Below are 18394 nucleotides of genomic sequence, written 5' to 3'. Positions count from 1 at the left end.
TATCATGACGAGAACAGCTTTCTGGAATTATCCGTGATGGAGGCCTCAAATACTCGATTCTTGTGCACGCGCATCTGATCGACCAATGACCAAATTGCTTCATCGTTTCGAGGAATATTTCCCTCTTGGCTGATGTCGATATCAAGCAAGAAGGACGTTGTGCGAACCAGCGGGCTGGGCGCACTGCCCGCATTCAATATGAGCCGAAAGGGGCTATTTGCAATGGCAATTACACCATTGATAGCAAAGGTTTCCACCCCCTCGTTACCATCAAAACTGGGAAACAGAGGCCTAAACTCAAGATAATCTCCAATCGGTATAGCAACTTCATGGGGATTCGGCACATCAATTCTGTTGATGTAGCGGACGCCGATACGGCCGATCTCTCGATTGCCGGCTACTTTGCGCCAGACCTCCCAGTTTCGCCGGACCGTAGCGATAAACTGATCCCAGCCGCTATAAGGAGCCAAACGAGACGTCGAGAAGTTGTGACGAGAGACGACAACGATTTCGGTTGCATCAGCCGACGTTAAGCGCTGGCCGATCGGCTCAATGCGCGCCTGTTGCGGCGCGCCGCCACCGGTCGTCGCCATGACCTGAAAGTTCTGTATTATCCCTGCAGGAATAGGATAGGTGTCGACGAGCCGGTCCTTGATCTTTTCAACGAGCTCGATTTCCACGGGCTGGGCAAAGCGAAGCTCCACGACCGCCTCGGTGATGGGGGCACGCTTATAGGCTTCATTCATGGTCTCAGCCGATCCGGGGGGTGCATCGATCCCTACTCTAAAAGGTTAAAGATTCAGCCTCGTGCCCGCAAAGCATTAATTCGTCATGCCCTCATCGGGACCACGTTGTCCTTCTTCGCCGCCGGCGGACTGCAGCAATAGGCCGCCCAGTCGGCCATAAGCCGGCGCCGCTTCTCCCGCATGTCGCCGCGGCGGTAGGCTGCCTCCACCTTGTCCGGCACCGTGTGTGCGAGCGCCATCTCGGACATCTCGTTCGGGTACGCGGTCTGCTCGGCGCACCAGTCCTTAAAGGTCGACCGGAAGCCATGGACGGTCAGGTCCTCGCCAAAGCCCATGCCCTGCAGTAGCTCAAGCATAGCCATGTTGGACAGCGGCTCGCCCTCTCCGTTCTCGAACAGGTACGTCGTCCCTTCCGGCTGCTCCTCCAGGATCGCCAGCGCGCGGTCTGAGAGCGGGATGAAATGGTCGCGCTTCCGAGAGCCCTTCCTGCCCTTGAGGCGCCCGCCTGGGATTGTCCAGGCCGCCTGCTCTCGGTCGACCTCGGACCGGACGCCGCCGATGGTGTCGCTGGTGCGGACGGCCGTCAGGATCGTAAATTCCAGGGCCCAGGCGCTGAGGCTGTTGCGGCTGCGGAGCTCAGCCATGAACCGCGGCAGGTCGGCGTACGGCAGCGCCTTGTGGTGTTCCACCGGCGAAACCGTCGACTTCGCCGGCAGGAGCTTGTCCAACAGTCCCTTCCAGCGAGCCTGGTTGTCGCCATCGCGCAGCTTCTTGGCCTTGGCCCAATCGAGCACGTTCTCGATGCGGCCGCGGACGCGGCTGGCCGTCTCCGTGCGAGCGGTCCAGAAGTTCGGCCCGTCCGGGTCGGCCTTGTCGATCGGCTGCTGCAGCACCTTCAGCACGAGGTCCGTGTTGACACCGGCGACCGGCAGCTTGCCGATGATCGGATAGACCCATGTCTCCAGCGTCGATGCCCACTGATCGGCGTGCTTGGCGTTCTTCCAACCCGACCGGTGCGCCTTGATGTAGTCCTTCGCGCACTCCTCGAATGTCCGGGTGGTGGCCTTCGCGATCGCTGCCGCGGCGTCCTGAGCCTTCCGGACCGCAATGGGGTCGAGGCCTTGGTCGAGCAGCTGGCGCTGCAGGCGGGCCCGCTCGCGGGCCTCAGCAAGCGTCCACGTGCCGCTTGGACGCCCCTCGCACTTGACCGAGCCGAGCCCCATCTCGCGCGCAAGCGGCTTCCCTGCCTTGCTGGTGTGGCCTTTGAACCGGTACCGGAATATCCACGACTTCGCGATCTTCTTCTCGCCGTCGCCGGTGACCTGGAGGTAGAGCCCGCCCCCGTCGCCATACATGCCAGGGGTCTTTGCCTTGGTGACCCCAAGGGCCGTCAGCTTTCCACCTGCCATTGTACCCGCCCACGTACCCACATCTGACAGCCGAATTTAGGCGAATGGCGTCGAACGCACAAGAACGACAGAATCCGAGAAGTGTGCTATTCACAGGCACTTTTCGAACAGAACCGAATGAGGGCGAACAATGAAGCAGAGGACTCCGTCTCCGCCAGCATTTTGCTTTTTCCGCTCCGCCCTTTCCCACCTGCCAATAGACAAGAAGGACTTTGAAGCCTTCGAAATCGTGATTTTGAATGCCGCGGAATCGCATCCCGACCGTCTTCGAAGAAAATCGCCGAATTTGCGGAGTGGTTTCACAAGCGCCGTCGCCCAGCCAACCCGCCTGATTCTGGCTGATAGGCCGAGGGGGACCAAAAGCGCGTCAAGGGTCCTTCTCCACACCCGTGACGCACAGCAGCTCAGTGGGTGTCTGATCGGAGATTGATCGTCTCAGTGCGTAACGCTAGGTATCTCGGTGCGTGCTCGTCTTAAGGCCCAAAATGACCGTTTCGTTCGCCGCTGCCCGCCAATCCTGGAAGGTAAAGGCCACCATTCTCGCAATCGCTGCGGCGCTTTATTCCTCCGTTGCGCTGTATCTCGAAAGGACTTGGAAAGACCCGACACCGCGCGGGCGTCTAGTTGTGCCGCTCCACCCACCCTTCGAAGCTGAGGGAGGTCATGCGTTCCTCGCATCGAGCATGGCGCCAGCCGAGCGCGCTGCCTTGTTGGACCTTTCCGATGATCCCCACATCAAGCGCGGCACGTCACCGATCGGAGTGGTTGAAGAGGGCAAGCCGATCGGGCCGGCCCATAGCACCTTCTGCGAGATCAGCAAGTTCGGTAACGGTCACTTTGCCAGCTGGAACACCGTTGGGGTCGTCTTCTCCACCAGTGACAACAGCGATCCCAACACCAATGGCCGCCACTACTGGGCCGTCGTTCCAACCGGTAATTCGCCACAGGGGCCGGGGACCGCCTGGCCCACCACGGTATGTGACCAGCCGGGATAGGTCACGGTGTATCATCACTTCCTGGCCATGATCTGCCGGCCGACGGCGCCCCGCTCCCGGGGCCGCACCCGCTCGCCGTCAGTTTGCGGCCATGATCTGCCAAGCCGATCCTGTGCTCTGAAGCAGCGCCCATTTGCCGGCGGTCGCCGACAGGATTGCGGTCCTAGCCGACCCACCGGAGGCTCGCGCACCTTGGTTGCGATCGAGGACATCGACGCACTGCTGCAACAAGAGACGCCACGCGCGGAAGCTAATCCAATCGCGGCTGAGCTCTTGGCGACGTGCATTCGGCGCGAGAAGAGCTGGACGCGCTCCGAGCGCGCCCGGCAGCTCATCTCGCTTTGCCAAAGATTGGTTGCTGTTAGCGGCCGCAGACAATAGACCCTTTGCGGTCGGGCTTGCAGCAGCCGTCCATGCGTCGACAGATTGTGGCGTGCGGCTGCTGCGGTAGGTACCCTCCCTGTGCACGACGATCAGCGACGGCTCAGATACCACCGATCTCTACAACGCGATGCGCGATGGTCTCGGCAACTTTGTCGAGCTCACCAGCATCCCCAAGATCTTTCTCGTGGCGACTGAGCTTCCCTTTCCATTGTCAATCGTGTTAGCCTTGAAATGAAGATGGGGATGGGGTTCCCCGATACCCGCCCGACGTGGGCTGATAACTCCTGCTGAGATGAGGCGGCAACGCCTCGCTGCGGCGGAGCGTTGTGGATCCGTGCGTGGCGAGTTTTGTTGCCTGGACAGGAATTTGGGCAACACATGACCGCATCAACCCAGCAGCCTCGATCACTCCCTCGCAGGCGGATGACGACAGCGCAGTTCGTGAATAATGCAGTGGGAGCAATTCACGAGGGTAGCTGTGCGTCTTCTGCCGTGCCTCATCGAGGCAGTGCTTGCATTCGGCCTGGTGCATCCGATCCCTGGTAGTCTCCATTTTACCCTCCGGCATGTCGGCGATGGAAGACGCGAATGCATCCAGGGGCGATGCGGATCATCAAATTGCACAAGCGCTGGGCGGACCGTCACATGGTGCTCCGGCAAGCTTTCACGCTGGCGCTTCTCGCCGGCTTTCAGTTCTTCCTCGACAACATCGGCGTTCAAACACTCGATCGAGCGGGCATCGAGGTGCTGCTCGCCACCATGGTCGTGATGGCCGCGATATGGCAGGCCGCTGGCCTGGCGATTGCACGGCTGCACATGATCTTGAAGGATATCGAGCTTGAGCGCTGACTACCGTCGAAAATCGAGCGCAGAAAGGAGTACGTGCAATTGCTAAGCGGATCCATTTGTCTACTGGTCGGATGCATATTGGGAGGCATCTCGCGCTACTTTGTGTCGGGTGTGGTAGCCCGGCATATGGGTGAAACGTTTCCGTGGGGAACGATGACTGTCAACGTCAGCGGGGCGTTCGTCATCGGCATCGTCGGGGCCATGGCAGTGAACAGCACATCTCTGATGGCATCGCCGGCGCCATGGCTGTTCGCTGTGACGGGCTTTCTCGGTTGTTATACGACCGTGTCATCCTTCAGCCTGCAAACTCTCGCACTCGCTCGCGATGGTGAATTCTCCCGTGCGGCAGGCAACATTCTTTTGTCGGTCGCACTTTGCCTTGGCGCAGTCACCTCCGGCTTTTGGCTGGCCGAACGGTTGACCGGCTGAGGGGCGCCCGCGATGACGATATCGAAATCATCGAAATCCTCCGGTCAATGGCGGGGCACCGCAGCGCTTTATGCCTGCGTGGCGGCCGGTAGCGTTCTGGGCGGCGTGGCCCGTTTTCTTGTCGCGCTGGTGATTCAAACTGGCCCCGATTTTCCTTGGTCAACGCTCTTTATTAACGCAACCGGCTCATTCGTAATCGGCTTCTACGCGACACTCAGTGGTCCGGACGGTCGGATGTTTGCCGGTGTTAGGCAACGGCAATTCGTCATGACGGGGTTCTGCGGAGGCTATACGACCTTCTCGACCTTCAGCCTTGAAACATTCAGACTGCTCCATGCCGGCCTGACGCACACGGCGCTCGCCAACATCCTCGCCTCTGTCCTCTGCTGGCTGCTCGCCGTGTGGCTCGGACATACGCTCGCTGCTCGTCTCAATCGGCTGAAAAGGACCTAGTTATGCAAATTCCGAAACACGCGCTCCTGCTCCGGATATTCATTGGCGAGAACGATCAATTCGAGGGACACCCCCTGCATGAAGCCATCGTGATGAAAGCGCGCGAGCAACACCTCGCCGGGGCCACCGTGCTTCGGGGCCCGATGGGCTTCGGCAAGTCGAGCCGTCTTCACACGGCCAAGATCCTGCGGCTTTCGGAAGATTTGCCTCTGGTCATAGAGATCGTCGATAGCGAGGATAACATCAATCGTTTCCTCCCGGTGCTCGACGACATGATGTCCAGCGGGCTCATCACGCTTGAGAAGGTCCAAGTGCTGCAATATGGAGGAACTGCCGTAACATGATCGAGCTCTCATGCACTCGATCTATGGCAGACCTTGGGCTTGAGGTTCTAAAGGAGCGTCCGATTGTCTTCGAACACATCGCTCATCAGATAAGCAATTCTCGCGAGGCAATTCGCTGCGCGGCATCGATCGACGGATCCTGACGGCTGACGGCTCTTGCCGCGAGCACCTCATGCCTTCGTCGCCGGGGGCGCCATTTCGGAGCCATATTGCAGGACCTGCACCTTCTCGATTGTCACAAGTCCGCTGCTCATCAGCTGGTCAAGGACGGGAAGGAAGCGGTCAATCTGTTCCTGCGTGTCGACGATCTCCACAATCACTGGAAGATCCTCCGAAAGGCGCAGTATCTTCGTTGTATGCAGCCGTGTCGAATGACCAAACCCAAGATGTCCTCGCAGCACTGTAGCACCAGCTAGATGCATCTCCCGCGCCTTGAGCACGATCGCCTCGTATAGGGGCAGATGGTTCGCTCTGTCTTCTTCTCCGAAGAAGATTCTCAACAAGACCGCGTCTCGCTGAAGTTGCATTTCTCTAATCCTGCTTTTGTCGAGCAACCCTGCTCGGTTCATCCTCTGCGGCACGCACATCTACTTCACGACCAGCACCGGGCAACGCGCGAGTTGCACGATGCGATCGGCGCGGCTGCCTATCAGGCGTTCATAGAGCGCCGAATGCCCGGTCGCCCCAATGACCAGGAGTTCGGCCCTGATCTTGGTCGCGAAGTCCACGATGTCGCGAACAGGATGGCCAGCCACGACATGGGCGTGAAGTTCAACCTGGCTTTGGTTGGCCAAGCCCCGTGCCCGCTGGATGACCGTGTGATATCGGCGCGCTGCCGTGCCAGATTCCTCCCGCACCTCCTCGATAAACTCGGGCATGTAGTCTATCTCTTCAACGGAGATCATATGAAGTTCGGAACAATTCTGTTTGGCCATCGCAATAGCAAATGTAAGCGCATGGAAAGCGTGCTCTGATCCATCATTCGCATGCAGAATTTTTCCGAACATAGCTGTCCTCCGGTCATTCGGCGCGACGCGTGGCGGGCCGAAGTGGTCTTACCGGCTCCTCTTCAGCCTGCTGCATACTCACGTCCGGTAGCAGATGGCGAGGAAGATAGAATGCATTGGCAATTATCGTGGGCATCACGGCGCTGCCGATCACCGCCGCGACAAGCGCTGAATATTGACCCTGGTTGATGATACCGTGCGACAGACCAAATAGCGACGAGATCGTCCCGAAGGTCAGTCCGGTTGACATCAAGAGGGTCGTGTACATTGCTTCCGTGCTGGGAGAGCCGAAGGCTTTCGTAACGGGATAGACGCCGACGACCTTCGTTACGATCTTGATCACCAGGAAGAAGATGAAGGCTGCCGGCGCAGTGATCAGGGCGGGCACAGATACAAACGACCCTGCTCGGATAAAATAGAAAGGCGTCAGCAGTCCGAAGGTTAGTGTCCGCAACCGTCGCACCAGAGCGTGGTCCTTGCCGACCGTACCTGCCAGCGCCATCCCGATCAGGTAGGCGGGAAGAACCGCTTCGCTATCGGCCCAGCTTGCCAAGGCGCCCATGCCAAATAAGCAAAGCAGTAGAAACTTTGTCTCGAGCTCCGACGGCCGCCCCCCATACAGCCGAAAGAAACGAGGTGTGGCCCAAGGGAGAATGCCGAACACGACCGCACCGGCGCCGAGGAATATCAGCGTCTTCATGGTGAAGGGAGAAAATATGAGGCCAAGCGCGACGACCGTCCCGAGATCCGTGACAAAGCAGGCAGCAAGGACTGTCTTGCCGTACTCGGTGGTATTGAAGCCGAATTCGATCATCACGGCGTATACCACGGCAACCGACGTGGTCGACATGGCCACGCCCGCAAGCCAGCTCGGCATCACCTCCCAATTCAACAAGTAGTGTGCTGCGGCGGCGCAGCCAAGGAACGGAAAGAAGAAGCTTGCGAGGCCTACCGCCGCCGCCTCTTTCCACTTCAGCCTGAACACAACAGGATCGAGTTCGGCCCCAGCAAGAAATGTCAAAACGATCGCTCCAATCCCGGAGAGAAATTTGATCCAGGACTCGTCCGTCCCTAGGACGGCCGATCCCACAACCGCTCCAATAATCTGTTGAGCGATGGTTCCAACCACGATTTCCGACAACGCAGTCGAGATACGAAGCCAAATCGACAGAAGGCTGGCGACAAGCGCGAGACCCAACCAAAGTGCAGCGAGAGCCCAAACTCCAGTCATTAGCGGTGTCCTTTCGAAGCTAGCGATTTGCCTAGACCCCCTGTGTCCGCCTCAGGATTGTCGTCGCGCCCGCATGGCGCACTCAGCAATCGCGGTTGCTGCGCCGATCGCGAGCATGCTCACTACGAGCTCGAATGATGCATCGAGAAGAAACGCAAAAGCGGCAGCGATCGATGCCGCGAGAAAGTGAAGCAAAAATTCGAAAAGAGCATTCGCACCGGGGCCTCTCCCGCACCACGACAGACTCGCCCGGGCGGCGCTCGGACGCGGATGAATGAACTGGATGCCTGGAGGAAGGAGGCAACAACGATCCCCGACGCCAAGCGCCCGGTAGGAGTTATCAGCCTCATCGGCGGTTACGGGGGAACCCCATCCCTAATATCGTAATTCTAGTCCCGCATGAGATGTCCGCAAGAGAGAACACCTTTGACCGTGCAGCGCAACATGCGACTTATTGGGAATCCTGTTCAGCACGAACAGCCACTCATATCCGCTCGTCGTCCGCTCTCCTGGACATCGCTGGATCGCGCTAACGGGTCTATCATCCCCACCGCAATTGATAGCATCGCCTCCCAGATCCTCCGCAGCCGACGGCTGTCGAGCAAACGCATTCGACAGGAGAAGCTATGCGTGCTGCGTCGATCGATCCGTGTCCGGGCGCTCAGACGGGGTTGTTACCTGTCGAACTGCCTCGCATCCGACTGCATCGAAGAGGTCGCTCATCCGGTAGCAGAAAGCATTGGCGCTCATCTTCCGGGGCGTCCGGCACTGCAGCTTCGCATTCAAGACCACGGAGACTTGCCCCTTGACCAAGATCCTTCTCGTTCGCCACGGCCACGTCGAAGGCATTCGCCCCCCACGATTTCGCGGCCGCGAAGACTTACCGTTGACTCCACGAGGAAAGGTGGAAGCGCTGGCCGTCGCGCGCCATATCGCATCCAAATGGCAGCCGGCGCGGGTATACACGAGCCCGCTCTCACGATGCGTCGAGACCGGCACAGCAATCGCGAGGGCCTGCGGTGTCGAGGTGGAGCGCATCGATCAGCTCAACGATATCGATTACGGCGCTTGGCGAATGAGAAGCCATGAGGAGATGGCCGCCGCTGAACCGGTACTTTTTGCGACCTGGTTTACATCGCCGCATCTGATGCGATTTCCGGGCGGCGATTCCATGCAGGATCTGGTGTCGCGATCAGCCGATGCCATGCGCATTGCTCACGAAAGGCATCCTGATCAAACCGTAGTTCTCGTCTCCCATGACAGCGTCAACCGAGCGCTGCTTGTTCAACTGGCTGATCTTCCGCTTTCATCCTACTGGAGGTTGACGCAGACTCCCTGCTGCGTCAACGAGATCGATGTCACTGGCACACAGATCCAGATCCGAGGAATCAACGATACCTCCCACCTCAAGGATATTGAAACGGTGTGAAACCGTACTTGCACCGGCGATTGTGAGAGCGTGCAAGTGGGATCGATTGAAAAAGGCCTTACGAATCTGAGTTAGCAAGCGCGGTTTCTCGGACCAGCGGCGTCGTTGACACCCCTGGACCAAAGACCTTCTCATAGAGGTCTTCTCCATAGCTCGTCTGTAGAGGCTCCCCTTCGACAAGGCGAAACGTGCGCGTACCGTCCGGCAGGCGCTCCGCTCGAAGAAACTTGCAATCGGTTAACCGGCTTTCGTGAAGACGACAGGCGAATTCGTAGAGATGCGTCACGTAGCAGATCTTTATCCCTCTCTCCAACAACGCGGTCGTAATTTGCCGCGCGATCTCCGAACCCTCCCGCTCATTTGTCGTCGCAAATGACTCGTTCAAAAGCAGCATTGAGCCGGGCCTCAGGTGCTCCACGAGCTCATTCATTCGGCTGAGCTCCTCGTCCAGCTTACCGCTCTCCATCGCGGCATCCTCCTCTCGCTTGAAATGGGTAAAGACACCATTGCGCACCTCGGCGCAGAACGCACTGGCCCCCACGAACATTCCGGCTTGCAGCATCAGTTGGGCGAGGCCCAGGCTGCGCAGAAACGTGGACTTCCCGCCTGTGTTGGCGCCAGTAATGACAATGAGCTGCGCGCCAGTTGCAAGCAGATCGTTGCCGACGGGCCTGCCATTCATGCTGAGGGCGAGGCCGACATCATAGAGGTGCGAGAATGACAGTATCTGCCCTCCCAAGGGCTCAGCTTCGGGAAGACAACTCGGTACGCTCAACTCCTCAAGCCGCTCGTGGAGATTGAGACAACCAACGTAGAACGCCAGCTCGGTTCGCAGCATCTGGAAGAAGCTCGAGATGTGGTCCATGGACTGGGTAAGCGCGTTAGCGACCAAATTAACGCCCTGGTCCTTCAACTCCGACAAGGCCTGGGTGCCCGCCTCGTCTCGAGGATGCAGGTGAAAGGTGTAGCCTTCCGAGCGAGACAGCACGCGAGCCAACCAGCCACGACCGTCACGGTGCGGCCTGCGCAGAACATACCCGGTCGCTTTGCTGCCCCTTCCGAGCGATGTACTGATCAGAATTCCGCCCTTGAACTTCAGCCGCTTCAAGTGCTGATCAATGAGGGCGAAGTAGCGGTCATCGAGCTCAGACTGCAACATGGCAAATAGTCTTGAGAACCCTTCTGAGTGACATTTCGCGACATGCTGGTCGGCAAGATTGCGGAGCTTTCGCAAGCTCGCGACGAATACTTCGAGCACCTCCACGGCGTGATGCAGCGTGCCAGTGGGATAGCGACCAAACGATACCCAATGATGCGTTCTCTCGCCCTTTAGTGCCTCGACCGTGATATTGTACATTTCCCTTGCGACCGCGCGTTGCTTGAGGACGTCGCGCAGTACATCCTGCCGATACCTGATGGTTTGCGTATCAGACGTGCCGCCCAGCAGACCTACCATGGCCGCTTCAAAGACAAACTCATCGTCTGCCGACATGGCGCGCAGCACGATATCGAGTCCCAGATCTTGCGTAATATCGGCATGATTCCAAGGCAGAGCATGCCGCAGATCGAGCGCGGGATCCTTGTGCCGCTGATGCGATGCCTTGTCTCGCCGCGACAGCAGCAACGTCGGATCGAAGTCACGATCAGGGTACAATAGGAAAGCCTTCATGCCGGAATGCGCTCCCTTATGCGATCGTGGGTTAGCCCATACATCTCGGCAATTGCCATTGCATAAGCCAGGCCGTTAGCACGGCGTCGCTCAATTTTGAAAGTTCGAAGTGCCGGCTGGTCAGGGACGACCGTGCTGACCATCGAAACGGTCCGCTGGCCGTAGCTGGCAAGCTCATCGACAAATGTCACCCAGACGCAGAGAAGATCGAGCTCGGTGATCGTCTCCATGATCCTGTTGCTCAGAAAGAGCTCATCCTGGACCGTTGTGGAGCCGAAGATCTCATTTAGAATTATAACGGAACTCGGCGTCGCACATTTGAGAATTCCACGTATCCTGACGAGGTCGTCCTCAAGCTTGCCCCGCAGGTTCTCCACTTTCTCTTCGCGTTCGAAATGGGTGAAGAGACGGTCGGCAAGAAAGAGCCTCGCTTCCCGGGCCGGCACCGGGCATCCGAGACTGGCGAGATAATGCAATTGCCCGAACATGCGAGCAAAGGTCGTCTTTCCGCCCTGGTTGGGTCCCGAGACAACGATAATCCGTTCACCGCCTGCCAGATCCAAGTCGTTGCGAACGATGGCCTTTCCCTGAGCCACCAGCTTGAGCGCCAATGCGACATCGAATCCGTCTCGGCAATGGACATTCTTCGACTTATCGGAGACTCTAGGAAGACAGAACTGCAAGCCCGCGCGCTCGAGCTTCGTCGTCATATCCAAATAGGAGATGTAGAACTGCACTTCTCTGTCGAAGACGGCAATCCAGTCTTCGACGAAATGGATACGACGCACGCAATAGTCCAAGAGACGCGAAAATGGCTCCGGATTGAGGCGCGCAACAAATTCAAGAACCTTCGCCTCTATGTGGTTCATGTCTTCCGGTGCGTTGTCATATTTTGCGAGATAGTCCGCAACCGCGCCTTGCTTGAACTTCTCGAATGTCGCCTCGACCTCCGCGCTATAGTCCGCCTCCCCGTGGAAGTTTCGAACAGTGAACGACCCTCCATGTATCAGAACGCTATACGTTATCTGGGATAGCTCCGCTGTGATCCGTTTCGCTTCATCTCGCAGGGACATGAATTCAGTGCTCGCAAGATATCGGTAAAGGCGATCCCGAAACGAGCGCAGGCCGCGCGAGGTAAGGGACGCACTGGCCAGGTCTTCGGCAAATTTCTCGACCGCGGCGCAGTAGAGCTCAACGGCGTGAACAAACCAGCTTTCCTTGTGAAATCGGAAGTAGAGCTTTGAGGAGAGTGACGTATGGACACGGACATCTCTCATTGACCGCGCGAAGCGCTGAACGTCAGCAAAGAGCTTTGCGTCGGTCAGATCCCTGAAGATCTCGTGCCGATAGCGGATTGTCTCGAGGCGATGCTGCGGGGATTGGAAGATGGGCTTCAGATTGTATTCCGTCGAGCCTCCGACAACCGCATCGACGACCTGATCGAGATTGAGATCAACGAAGACGTCTGGCGCATCGGCCTGTTCTGCGAGGACCGCTTCCGCAGAATCGAACAGGATACTCGGAGAATCGCCAGCCGGGCGCGACGGGTCACACCAACGGGTCGTGGGCGAGGCTTCGGCTTTTGATCGAGATGTCATCAGGCGACTCCACCAAAGCTATCTTCGGTAGGAGTCATCAGCCCAAAAAGGGCAATTCAGGCGAACTCCATCGCCACTGGACAGAACAATTATAGATCTGATCTTGTTCCCGTCAACGAGCAGGCTAAATCTCGGCTCAGCCGGCTTGCTCGAGGCCCGCGGCGCAATTACATTAACTGGACGACGGGGATGGAGTGCCCCCGAAACCGCCGATTGGCTGATGACTCCTACTGCATAGTGTCACGCGGTAGGAGAGCACGAAATGGCGGGCGATCCTATACAACCAGAACCTTATGCCCACGGTGCTCAAAAATGGAGCGCGCGATGGACGTAACATCTGCAACCTCGGCCCAGGCCAGATCGCCTCAACCCGCAGCAATTCGATTCATTGTCCTCCTCGGATTTGTGAGCCTGTTCGGCGACATGACCTATGAGGGGGCAAGGAGCATTGTCGGGCCGTACCTTGCTGTGCTTGGCGCATCCGCCACCGTTGTCGGTGTCGCCGCAGGCTTCGGCGAGTTCGTCGGCTACGCCCTCCGGCTCCTTTCGGGCTACATCGGCGACCGAACGGGACGCTACTGGACTGTCACGATCGCCGGCTATTTCCTGAATCTATTCGCTGTCCCCCTGCTCGCTATAGCGGGCAACTGGCAAATTGCCGTTCTGCTGATGGTCACTGAACGCATCGGGCGCGCTCTGCGAGCCCCGACGCGCGACGCAATGCTGTCACACGCCGCAACCCGTACCGGCGCGGGCTGGGCCTTTGGTCTGCACGAAGCCATGGACACGACCGGGGCGGTGATCGGGCCTCTCGCCATCAGTGCGGCGCTCTATTTCGGACACGGCTATGCCGCGAGCTTTGCGATGCTGGTCGTGCCTGCAATACTGTCGATTGCCGTCCTGCTGATCGCGCGCCAGCAGTTTCCTGCTCCGCGCGACCTTGAAATAGCTGCGCCGATCCGTCAGCCGGCAGCGCTACCCCGACAGTTTTGGCTCTTTTCCTTCGCCGCGGCTTTCATCGGAGCAGGCTATGCGGACTTCTCTCTCCTCGCCTATCACTTCGGCAAGACAGGCGTGATCGCGGCCCCATGGGTGCCCCTCCTCTACGCGGTCGCAATGGTGGCCGCCGCAGTCGCTTCGCTGGCGCTCGGTCCGGTGTTCGATCGAATTGGCCTTGCGCTGCTCATTCCCGTTACCTTGGTTTCAGCCGTCTCCGCGCCACTGGCCTTTCTCGGCGGCGGCACATTGATAAGCTTCGGCATCATCTGCTGGGGCATCGGAATGGGAACCCAGGAGTCGGTGATGCGTGCGGCTGTCGGTTCGATGACTACGCGCGACCGCCGGGGCACGGCATTCGGCCTGTTTCATACCATCTTTGGCGTCGGGTGGTTCGCGGGCAGCATCATTCTTGGAATGACCTACGACCGCTCCGTCACAGCTGTCGCCATACTCGCATTCGCGCTGCAGCTTCTCGCCTTGCCGTTACTATGGATCGCCCTGCACGCAAGCGTGCCGCGGCACGGCCAAACGCGGAGCCGTGCATCGTGAAAAGCCTCGCACGGCCGTCATTCTTCCGGATGTTCGATCTGCTGGTAGGCAGCAGCAACCCTGGCATGAAACGATCTCGCTGGACTCACGACGGCGTCGAGTTTGAGCGCGAGCGTCACAGCTTCACGAGTTCAAGGCATGGCATCGTCATCGAAATCTTCACCTTGACTCGGCCTGGCCGCCGCGGCTGGTCGCTCATGGTCACAAAAGAATATTGGTGGGCGGGTCCCGAAGCCAAACCATTCAAGAATTTGCGCTGGGCGCGCGCCATGAGCGGCCAGCGTGGCGACCTGTTCACTTGGCTGCGCGCGCAGGAGGTCGCCCAGGAACGGTTGCTTTCGTTCGAGGCGGATGATCACAGAAACACAGCCGATACGCCCTCAACGCAAGCGGATGCTCAGGACTCATCATCCCTGGAGTGGCATTTCGAAGAAAACGAGGACGATGTAGGAGGTACAAATGGCTGAACATAATGCGCAACTGACCTCATCTGGCGATCGGTACCGTCTCGGCGTCGGAATCGTACTGCTTAACACTCATGGCGAAGTCTTCGTTGGCCGAAGAGCCGACCTAAAGGATGACGCCTGGCAAATGCCCCAAGGTGGCATCGACAACGGAGAAACCCCTCAACAGGCAGCCCTACGGGAACTCAAGGAAGAGATCGGCACGGACAAAGCCGACGTCCTCGCGGAAAGCAGAGGCTGGTTCCGCTATGAGGTACCGGCGGAGCTTGCGCCGAAGAAGTGGGCGGGACATTGGAAGGGGCAGCGGCAAAAATGGGTCGTGATGCTGTTCCGGGGCACTGACAGCGACATCAATCTGGCCACCAAACATCCGGAGTTCGACGCTTGGCGATGGGTCCCGATCAGAGACCTTCCGGAGCTTGCGGTGTCCTTCAAGCGTCAGCTCTATCTCGACGTCATTGGAGAATTCACCACCATCTTCCGGGACTAGCCAAATGACCCCTGTCCTCCAATCACTCGACGCATTCGAAATACTGGATTCGCGCGGATATCCCACGCTGCGGGTTGTCGCAAAACTGGATAGCGGCCACGTCGGCACCGCGTCTGTGCCATCCGGGGCCTCGACGGGACGGCACGAGGCGCTTGAACTTCGAGACGGCGACATGTCCCGATATGGCGGAAAAGGCGTGCTCAAGGCGGTTGGACACGTCAATGGTGTCATCCGAGATCGCCTCGCAGGCATGACGGACACGCGCCAAGAATCGATCGATGCGGCCCTGATCGCACTCGATGGCACGGAAAACAAAGCCAATTTGGGCGCTAACGCAATTCTCGGCGTGTCGATGGCTGTTGCTCGCGCTATGGCCTCATCATCGGGTGTCCCCCTTTACCAGTATCTCGGCGGCAACGCGGCTGCGAGGCTGCCTGTCCCCATGATGAACGTCATCAACGGCGGTCGGCACGCTGAAAATTCCCTCGACTTTCAGGAATTCATGATCGTACCGCACGGTGCCGCGACTTTTGCTGACGCCCTCCGATACGGTGCCGAGACCTTCCACGCACTTCACGATCTTCTCCACAAGGCCGGATATTCGACGGCGGTCGGCGACGAGGGAGGATTTGCGCCAAACCTGAGAACAGCCGAGGAAGCCTGCGAACTCATCGTCGCAGCGATTTGCGGCACGGGCTTGCGCCCTGGCGCCGATGTCGGTCTTGCCCTCGATCCTGCTGCCAGTTCCTTTGCGGATCGTGACAAGTACGTCTTCGCGAAATCCAGCAATGCGACCATCTCGCGCAAAGAGCTGCTCGCGATCTACAATCGCCTGTTGGATAGCTACCCGATAGTTTCGATCGAGGATGGCTTCGCCGAGGACGATTGGGACGGCTTCCGGATGCAAACTGCAGCCTGCGGCGATCAAATTCAAATCGTCGGCGACGATCTCTACGTAACTAACCCTCGCTTCATTCAAAAGGGCATCGACAGCCGGGCAACGAACGCCGTTCTGATCAAACTCAATCAAATCGGCACAGTTTCGGAGACGATCAAAGCCATAGAAATGTGCCGGCAGGCAGGCTGGCAATACGTCGTCTCGCACAGATCTGGCGAGACCGAAGACACGTTCATTGCTGATTTCGCAGTCGCAATGGGCGGCGGACAAATCAAGGCAGGCTCGCTGTCACGCAGCGAACGACTCGCCAAATACAACCGCCTGCTCGAAATCGAGCGGGAGCTCGGGTCAGTGGCAATCTTCAAAAGCCCTTTCCGAGAATAAGGAGAGCGAGCATGGGCGTGACCGAAGGCGTGCCGCGCGCTCGGGATCGGACTCCCCAGACACGTGACAAAATGGGGTGCTGTCCACACGTCGGCTGTGAGGGCTCGACCAGACATGACCGGGCGCGGCCGACTCGACACGAATGCCCCTTCTCGATCTCTACAAGCAGCTTCCTGCAACCTTTCACCGGGGAGCACGTAATCCGCCCACCCCGCCGCTCCCGGTTCGGGAAGATCAATCGGCAGTCCGAACGCGCCCTGGAACACCGGGAACTTTCGCAAATAGTCCTGTCGTATCTCCCGCCAGCCGCTCAAGAAATTCCCTAGCGCGGGACGGCCGCACAGCCTTGCCACGGCGCGCGAGCGTCAGAGGTCGAAATCCAGCAGACCCAGGATATATCCGAGCGTGAAGTCCAACCCGATTGCGCTCACCAGCATCGCGAGAATCAACATCTTCCCGGTCATGACCGCCTCCGTGCGATGTCTTCACTGTCCAACTGCCATGGTTAACGCATGGTTGCACACCATTCGTGCGGACCAGATTGCCGCCCTCGGAACGTGATCCGCCTCTCCAGGATGCGCTACCTCGGGAAACAGGCGCGCATCTGCGCGTGCCAGACATAGTCCGCCGGACACGGCGGGCGAGGATGGGATCCCGCAGGGCATTCATTCCAGACGCGCGCCCCGGCGCCCCAGCCGTCCACGACGCACGCACCGTTGATCGTGGCATGGCAGCCGGGCCCGCACTCGTTTGTCGCTGCCGCTGGGCCGATACCGAGCATGAGCATCGACACCGCCATCAACAGAGCTTTCATCTGCCCCTCCCGGGCTGGTGAATGTGACGTCGAGGCCGTCACGCCGTTCGAAACCGACAACGGCGCCTGCACGAAAAGAGTTCCAAAACGTCTCGGCGGATACCGGTTCGCCGGCTCGATTGACGTCAACCGCTGCCACGGGTGGATGGATCTAAGTTTCTGTTTTCCCCCGGAGGGATGGGCTTCCAGCCAGGAAAGGTGGACATTGATAACTACTGCTCCGCGGCGGCCGGTTGCGCGATCGGCCCCAATATCCATTCCCTGAACGCTGCGATCTTCGGGAGCCCCTGCTTGTTGTCCGGGCAGACCAGGTAATACGCGAACTCTTCCATCTGCGTCGTTTCCACCAGCTGGATCAGTTCGCCGCTGCGGATTTCGTTCTCGACCATCGCCGCCGGCAGCAGGCCCGCGCCCTGCCCTGACAGCACGGCTTTCAGAAGCAGGCTCGTGTCGTCGAATGACGGTCCGCGCGGCGCGCGCACCTCCTCGACGCCATTGGTTTGAAACCACAGGCTCCAGCCCTTGCGATCGGCGTCGTGCACCTGCGGCCAGCGCGCGAGATCGGCGGGTGATGTCGGCCGCCCAAGCCGCGCCACCAGCGAGGGCGCCGCGACGACCACCATCTCGACCGCGACAACCCGGTCGCTGCGCAGCCCCGGATAGCGGCCGAGACCGTGGCGCACCGCGACGTCGACGCCGCTGCGCGAAAAATCCACCAGCGCGCTGCTGGTGACGATCTGCAGATCGATCTCGGGATGCGCGTGCTGAAACGACGCCATACGTGGCACGAGCCAGGCGGAGGCAAAGAACGGCGTCACGCTGACCGTGAGCGTGCCGACGTCGTTTGACGCGGCGACGCGGCGCGACGCTTCGGCGATCTGGCGAAAGGCATTGCGGATCGACGGCAGATAGTCGCGCCCTGCATCGGTGAGATAGATGCCGCGCGGCACGCGTTCGAACAGGCGCACGCCGAGATGGACCTCCAGCGTCTTGAGCATCTGGCTGACGGCGCCCGGCGTCACGCACAGCTCCTCGGCCGCGAGCTTCACCGAGAGGTGGCGCGCGGCGGCTTCAAACGCCTTGAGCGCATTCAGCGGCGGAACCTTCTGATCCATGCGTTAGATTTTCTAATCCAATTTAACCAGCAATACTGGTTTGTGAGCCTCGGCTTCTCGCTCCATATGAGGATAACCCGCGAGCCAAAACCGCGTCAACGCGGAGAGAGCTCCACGACGAAGCTTAGATTTTCTACC

The 18394-nt window shown here is 59.1% G+C and carries 18 protein-coding genes and 4 riboswitches; of the genes, 10 read left to right on the top strand and 8 right to left on the bottom strand.

The genetic code is table 11. The features are described from left to right. Positions 1-2: 2 nt before the first annotated feature. Entirely contained in the window at positions 3-746 is a 744-nt protein-coding gene (locus tag MTX23_RS15930; protein WP_280977621.1) for a TIGR04255 family protein, read from the bottom strand. A gap of 83 nt (positions 747-829) precedes the next feature. Then, the gene (locus MTX23_RS15925) at positions 830-2155 is read right to left on the bottom strand and encodes a site-specific integrase (RefSeq protein ID WP_280977619.1); all 1326 of its coding nucleotides are present in this window, start codon (positions 2153-2155) and stop codon (positions 830-832) included. A gap of 485 nt (positions 2156-2640) precedes the next feature. Here MTX23_RS15925 and MTX23_RS15920 point away from each other — a divergent pair, with 485 nt between their 5' ends. From MTX23_RS15920 to MTX23_RS15900, 5 genes are all read left to right on the top strand, one after another. Next, positions 2641-3150 carry a hypothetical protein gene (locus tag MTX23_RS15920; RefSeq protein WP_280977618.1) on the top strand — a complete coding sequence of 170 codons (510 nt, stop codon included), beginning with the start codon at positions 2641-2643 and terminating at the stop codon, positions 3148-3150. A gap of 614 nt (positions 3151-3764) precedes the next feature. After that, positions 3765-3828: riboswitch (Fluoride riboswitch) on the top strand. Positions 3829-4122: 294 nt separating this feature from the next. Continuing rightward, positions 4123-4383, top strand: coding sequence for a hypothetical protein (locus MTX23_RS15915; protein WP_280977617.1), 261 nt, complete (start codon positions 4123-4125; stop codon positions 4381-4383). Positions 4384-4416: 33 nt separating this feature from the next. Next, positions 4417-4812 carry a fluoride efflux transporter CrcB gene (gene crcB / locus MTX23_RS15910; RefSeq protein WP_348637560.1) on the top strand — a complete coding sequence of 132 codons (396 nt, stop codon included), beginning with the start codon at positions 4417-4419 and terminating at the stop codon, positions 4810-4812. A 12-nt stretch (positions 4813-4824) separates the two neighbouring features. Next, positions 4825-5265, top strand: a complete 441-nt coding sequence (gene crcB, locus MTX23_RS15905) for a fluoride efflux transporter CrcB (protein ID WP_280977616.1) — start codon at positions 4825-4827, stop codon at positions 5263-5265. A 2-nt stretch (positions 5266-5267) separates the two neighbouring features. Continuing rightward, complete coding sequence (locus MTX23_RS15900; RefSeq protein ID WP_280977615.1) at positions 5268-5609, top strand: DUF190 domain-containing protein; 342 nt, start codon at positions 5268-5270, stop codon at positions 5607-5609. A 170-nt stretch (positions 5610-5779) separates the two neighbouring features. Here MTX23_RS15900 and MTX23_RS15895 read toward each other — a convergent pair whose 3' ends face one another. The 3 genes from MTX23_RS15895 to MTX23_RS15885 are packed head-to-tail and all read right to left on the bottom strand — an operon-like array spanning position 5780 to position 7847. Continuing rightward, on the bottom strand, positions 5780-6136 hold the full coding sequence (locus MTX23_RS15895; RefSeq protein ID WP_280977614.1) for a DUF190 domain-containing protein: 357 nt from the start codon (positions 6134-6136) through the stop codon (positions 5780-5782). Between the two features lie 60 nt (positions 6137-6196). Continuing rightward, a complete protein-coding gene (locus tag MTX23_RS15890) occupies positions 6197-6616 on the bottom strand; it encodes a universal stress protein (RefSeq protein WP_280977613.1) in 420 nt (139 codons plus the stop codon). Between the two features lie 13 nt (positions 6617-6629). Continuing rightward, positions 6630-7847, bottom strand: coding sequence for a cation:proton antiporter (locus tag MTX23_RS15885; RefSeq protein ID WP_280977612.1), 1218 nt, complete (start codon positions 7845-7847; stop codon positions 6630-6632). A gap of 324 nt (positions 7848-8171) precedes the next feature. After that, positions 8172-8233, bottom strand: a riboswitch (Fluoride riboswitch). Positions 8234-8652: 419 nt separating this feature from the next. On the opposite strand from MTX23_RS15885, the gene MTX23_RS15880 reads away from it, so the two are divergent. After that, positions 8653-9276, top strand: coding sequence for a histidine phosphatase family protein (locus MTX23_RS15880; protein WP_280977611.1), 624 nt, complete (start codon positions 8653-8655; stop codon positions 9274-9276). A 58-nt stretch (positions 9277-9334) separates the two neighbouring features. On the opposite strand, the gene MTX23_RS15875 is transcribed toward MTX23_RS15880, so the two are convergent. Then, complete coding sequence (locus tag MTX23_RS15875) at positions 9335-10945, bottom strand: DNA mismatch repair protein MutS (RefSeq protein WP_280977610.1); 1611 nt, start codon at positions 10943-10945, stop codon at positions 9335-9337. Further along, the gene (locus MTX23_RS15870; protein WP_280977609.1) at positions 10942-12543 is read right to left on the bottom strand and encodes a DNA mismatch repair protein MutS; all 1602 of its coding nucleotides are present in this window, start codon (positions 12541-12543) and stop codon (positions 10942-10944) included. Before MTX23_RS15870 ends, MTX23_RS15875 begins: the two co-directional genes overlap by 4 nt. Positions 12544-12564: 21 nt before the next feature. Further along, positions 12565-12627: riboswitch (Fluoride riboswitch) on the bottom strand. Between the two features lie 92 nt (positions 12628-12719). Further along, positions 12720-12780, top strand: a riboswitch (Fluoride riboswitch). Positions 12781-12867: 87 nt separating this feature from the next. On the opposite strand from MTX23_RS15870, the gene MTX23_RS15865 reads away from it, so the two are divergent. From MTX23_RS15865 to eno, 4 genes are read left to right on the top strand one after another with little or no spacing between them, the layout of a single operon-like run. Beyond that, a complete protein-coding gene (locus MTX23_RS15865; protein ID WP_280977608.1) occupies positions 12868-14091 on the top strand; it encodes an MFS transporter in 1224 nt (407 codons plus the stop codon). After that, a complete protein-coding gene (locus MTX23_RS15860; RefSeq protein ID WP_280977607.1) occupies positions 14088-14558 on the top strand; it encodes a hypothetical protein in 471 nt (156 codons plus the stop codon). The genes MTX23_RS15865 and MTX23_RS15860 overlap by 4 nt, the downstream gene beginning before the upstream one ends. Next, positions 14551-15045, top strand: a complete 495-nt coding sequence (locus MTX23_RS15855) for an RNA pyrophosphohydrolase (RefSeq protein ID WP_280977606.1) — start codon at positions 14551-14553, stop codon at positions 15043-15045. Before MTX23_RS15860 ends, MTX23_RS15855 begins: the two co-directional genes overlap by 8 nt. Positions 15046-15049: 4 nt before the next feature. After that, positions 15050-16327, top strand: coding sequence for a phosphopyruvate hydratase (eno, locus tag MTX23_RS15850; RefSeq protein ID WP_280977605.1), 1278 nt, complete (start codon positions 15050-15052; stop codon positions 16325-16327). A gap of 1026 nt (positions 16328-17353) precedes the next feature. Here eno and gcvA read toward each other — a convergent pair. After that, the gene (gcvA, locus tag MTX23_RS15845; RefSeq protein WP_280977604.1) at positions 17354-18256 is read right to left on the bottom strand and encodes a transcriptional regulator GcvA; all 903 of its coding nucleotides are present in this window, start codon (positions 18254-18256) and stop codon (positions 17354-17356) included. Positions 18257-18394: the final 138 nt, after the last annotated feature.

This window comes from Bradyrhizobium sp. ISRA436, from assembly GCF_029910015.1.
Lineage (GTDB): Bacteria > Pseudomonadota > Alphaproteobacteria > Rhizobiales > Xanthobacteraceae > Bradyrhizobium.
The sequence above is the reverse complement of the archived record's forward strand: the minus strand, read 5'-3'. Positions and strand labels throughout refer to the sequence as shown.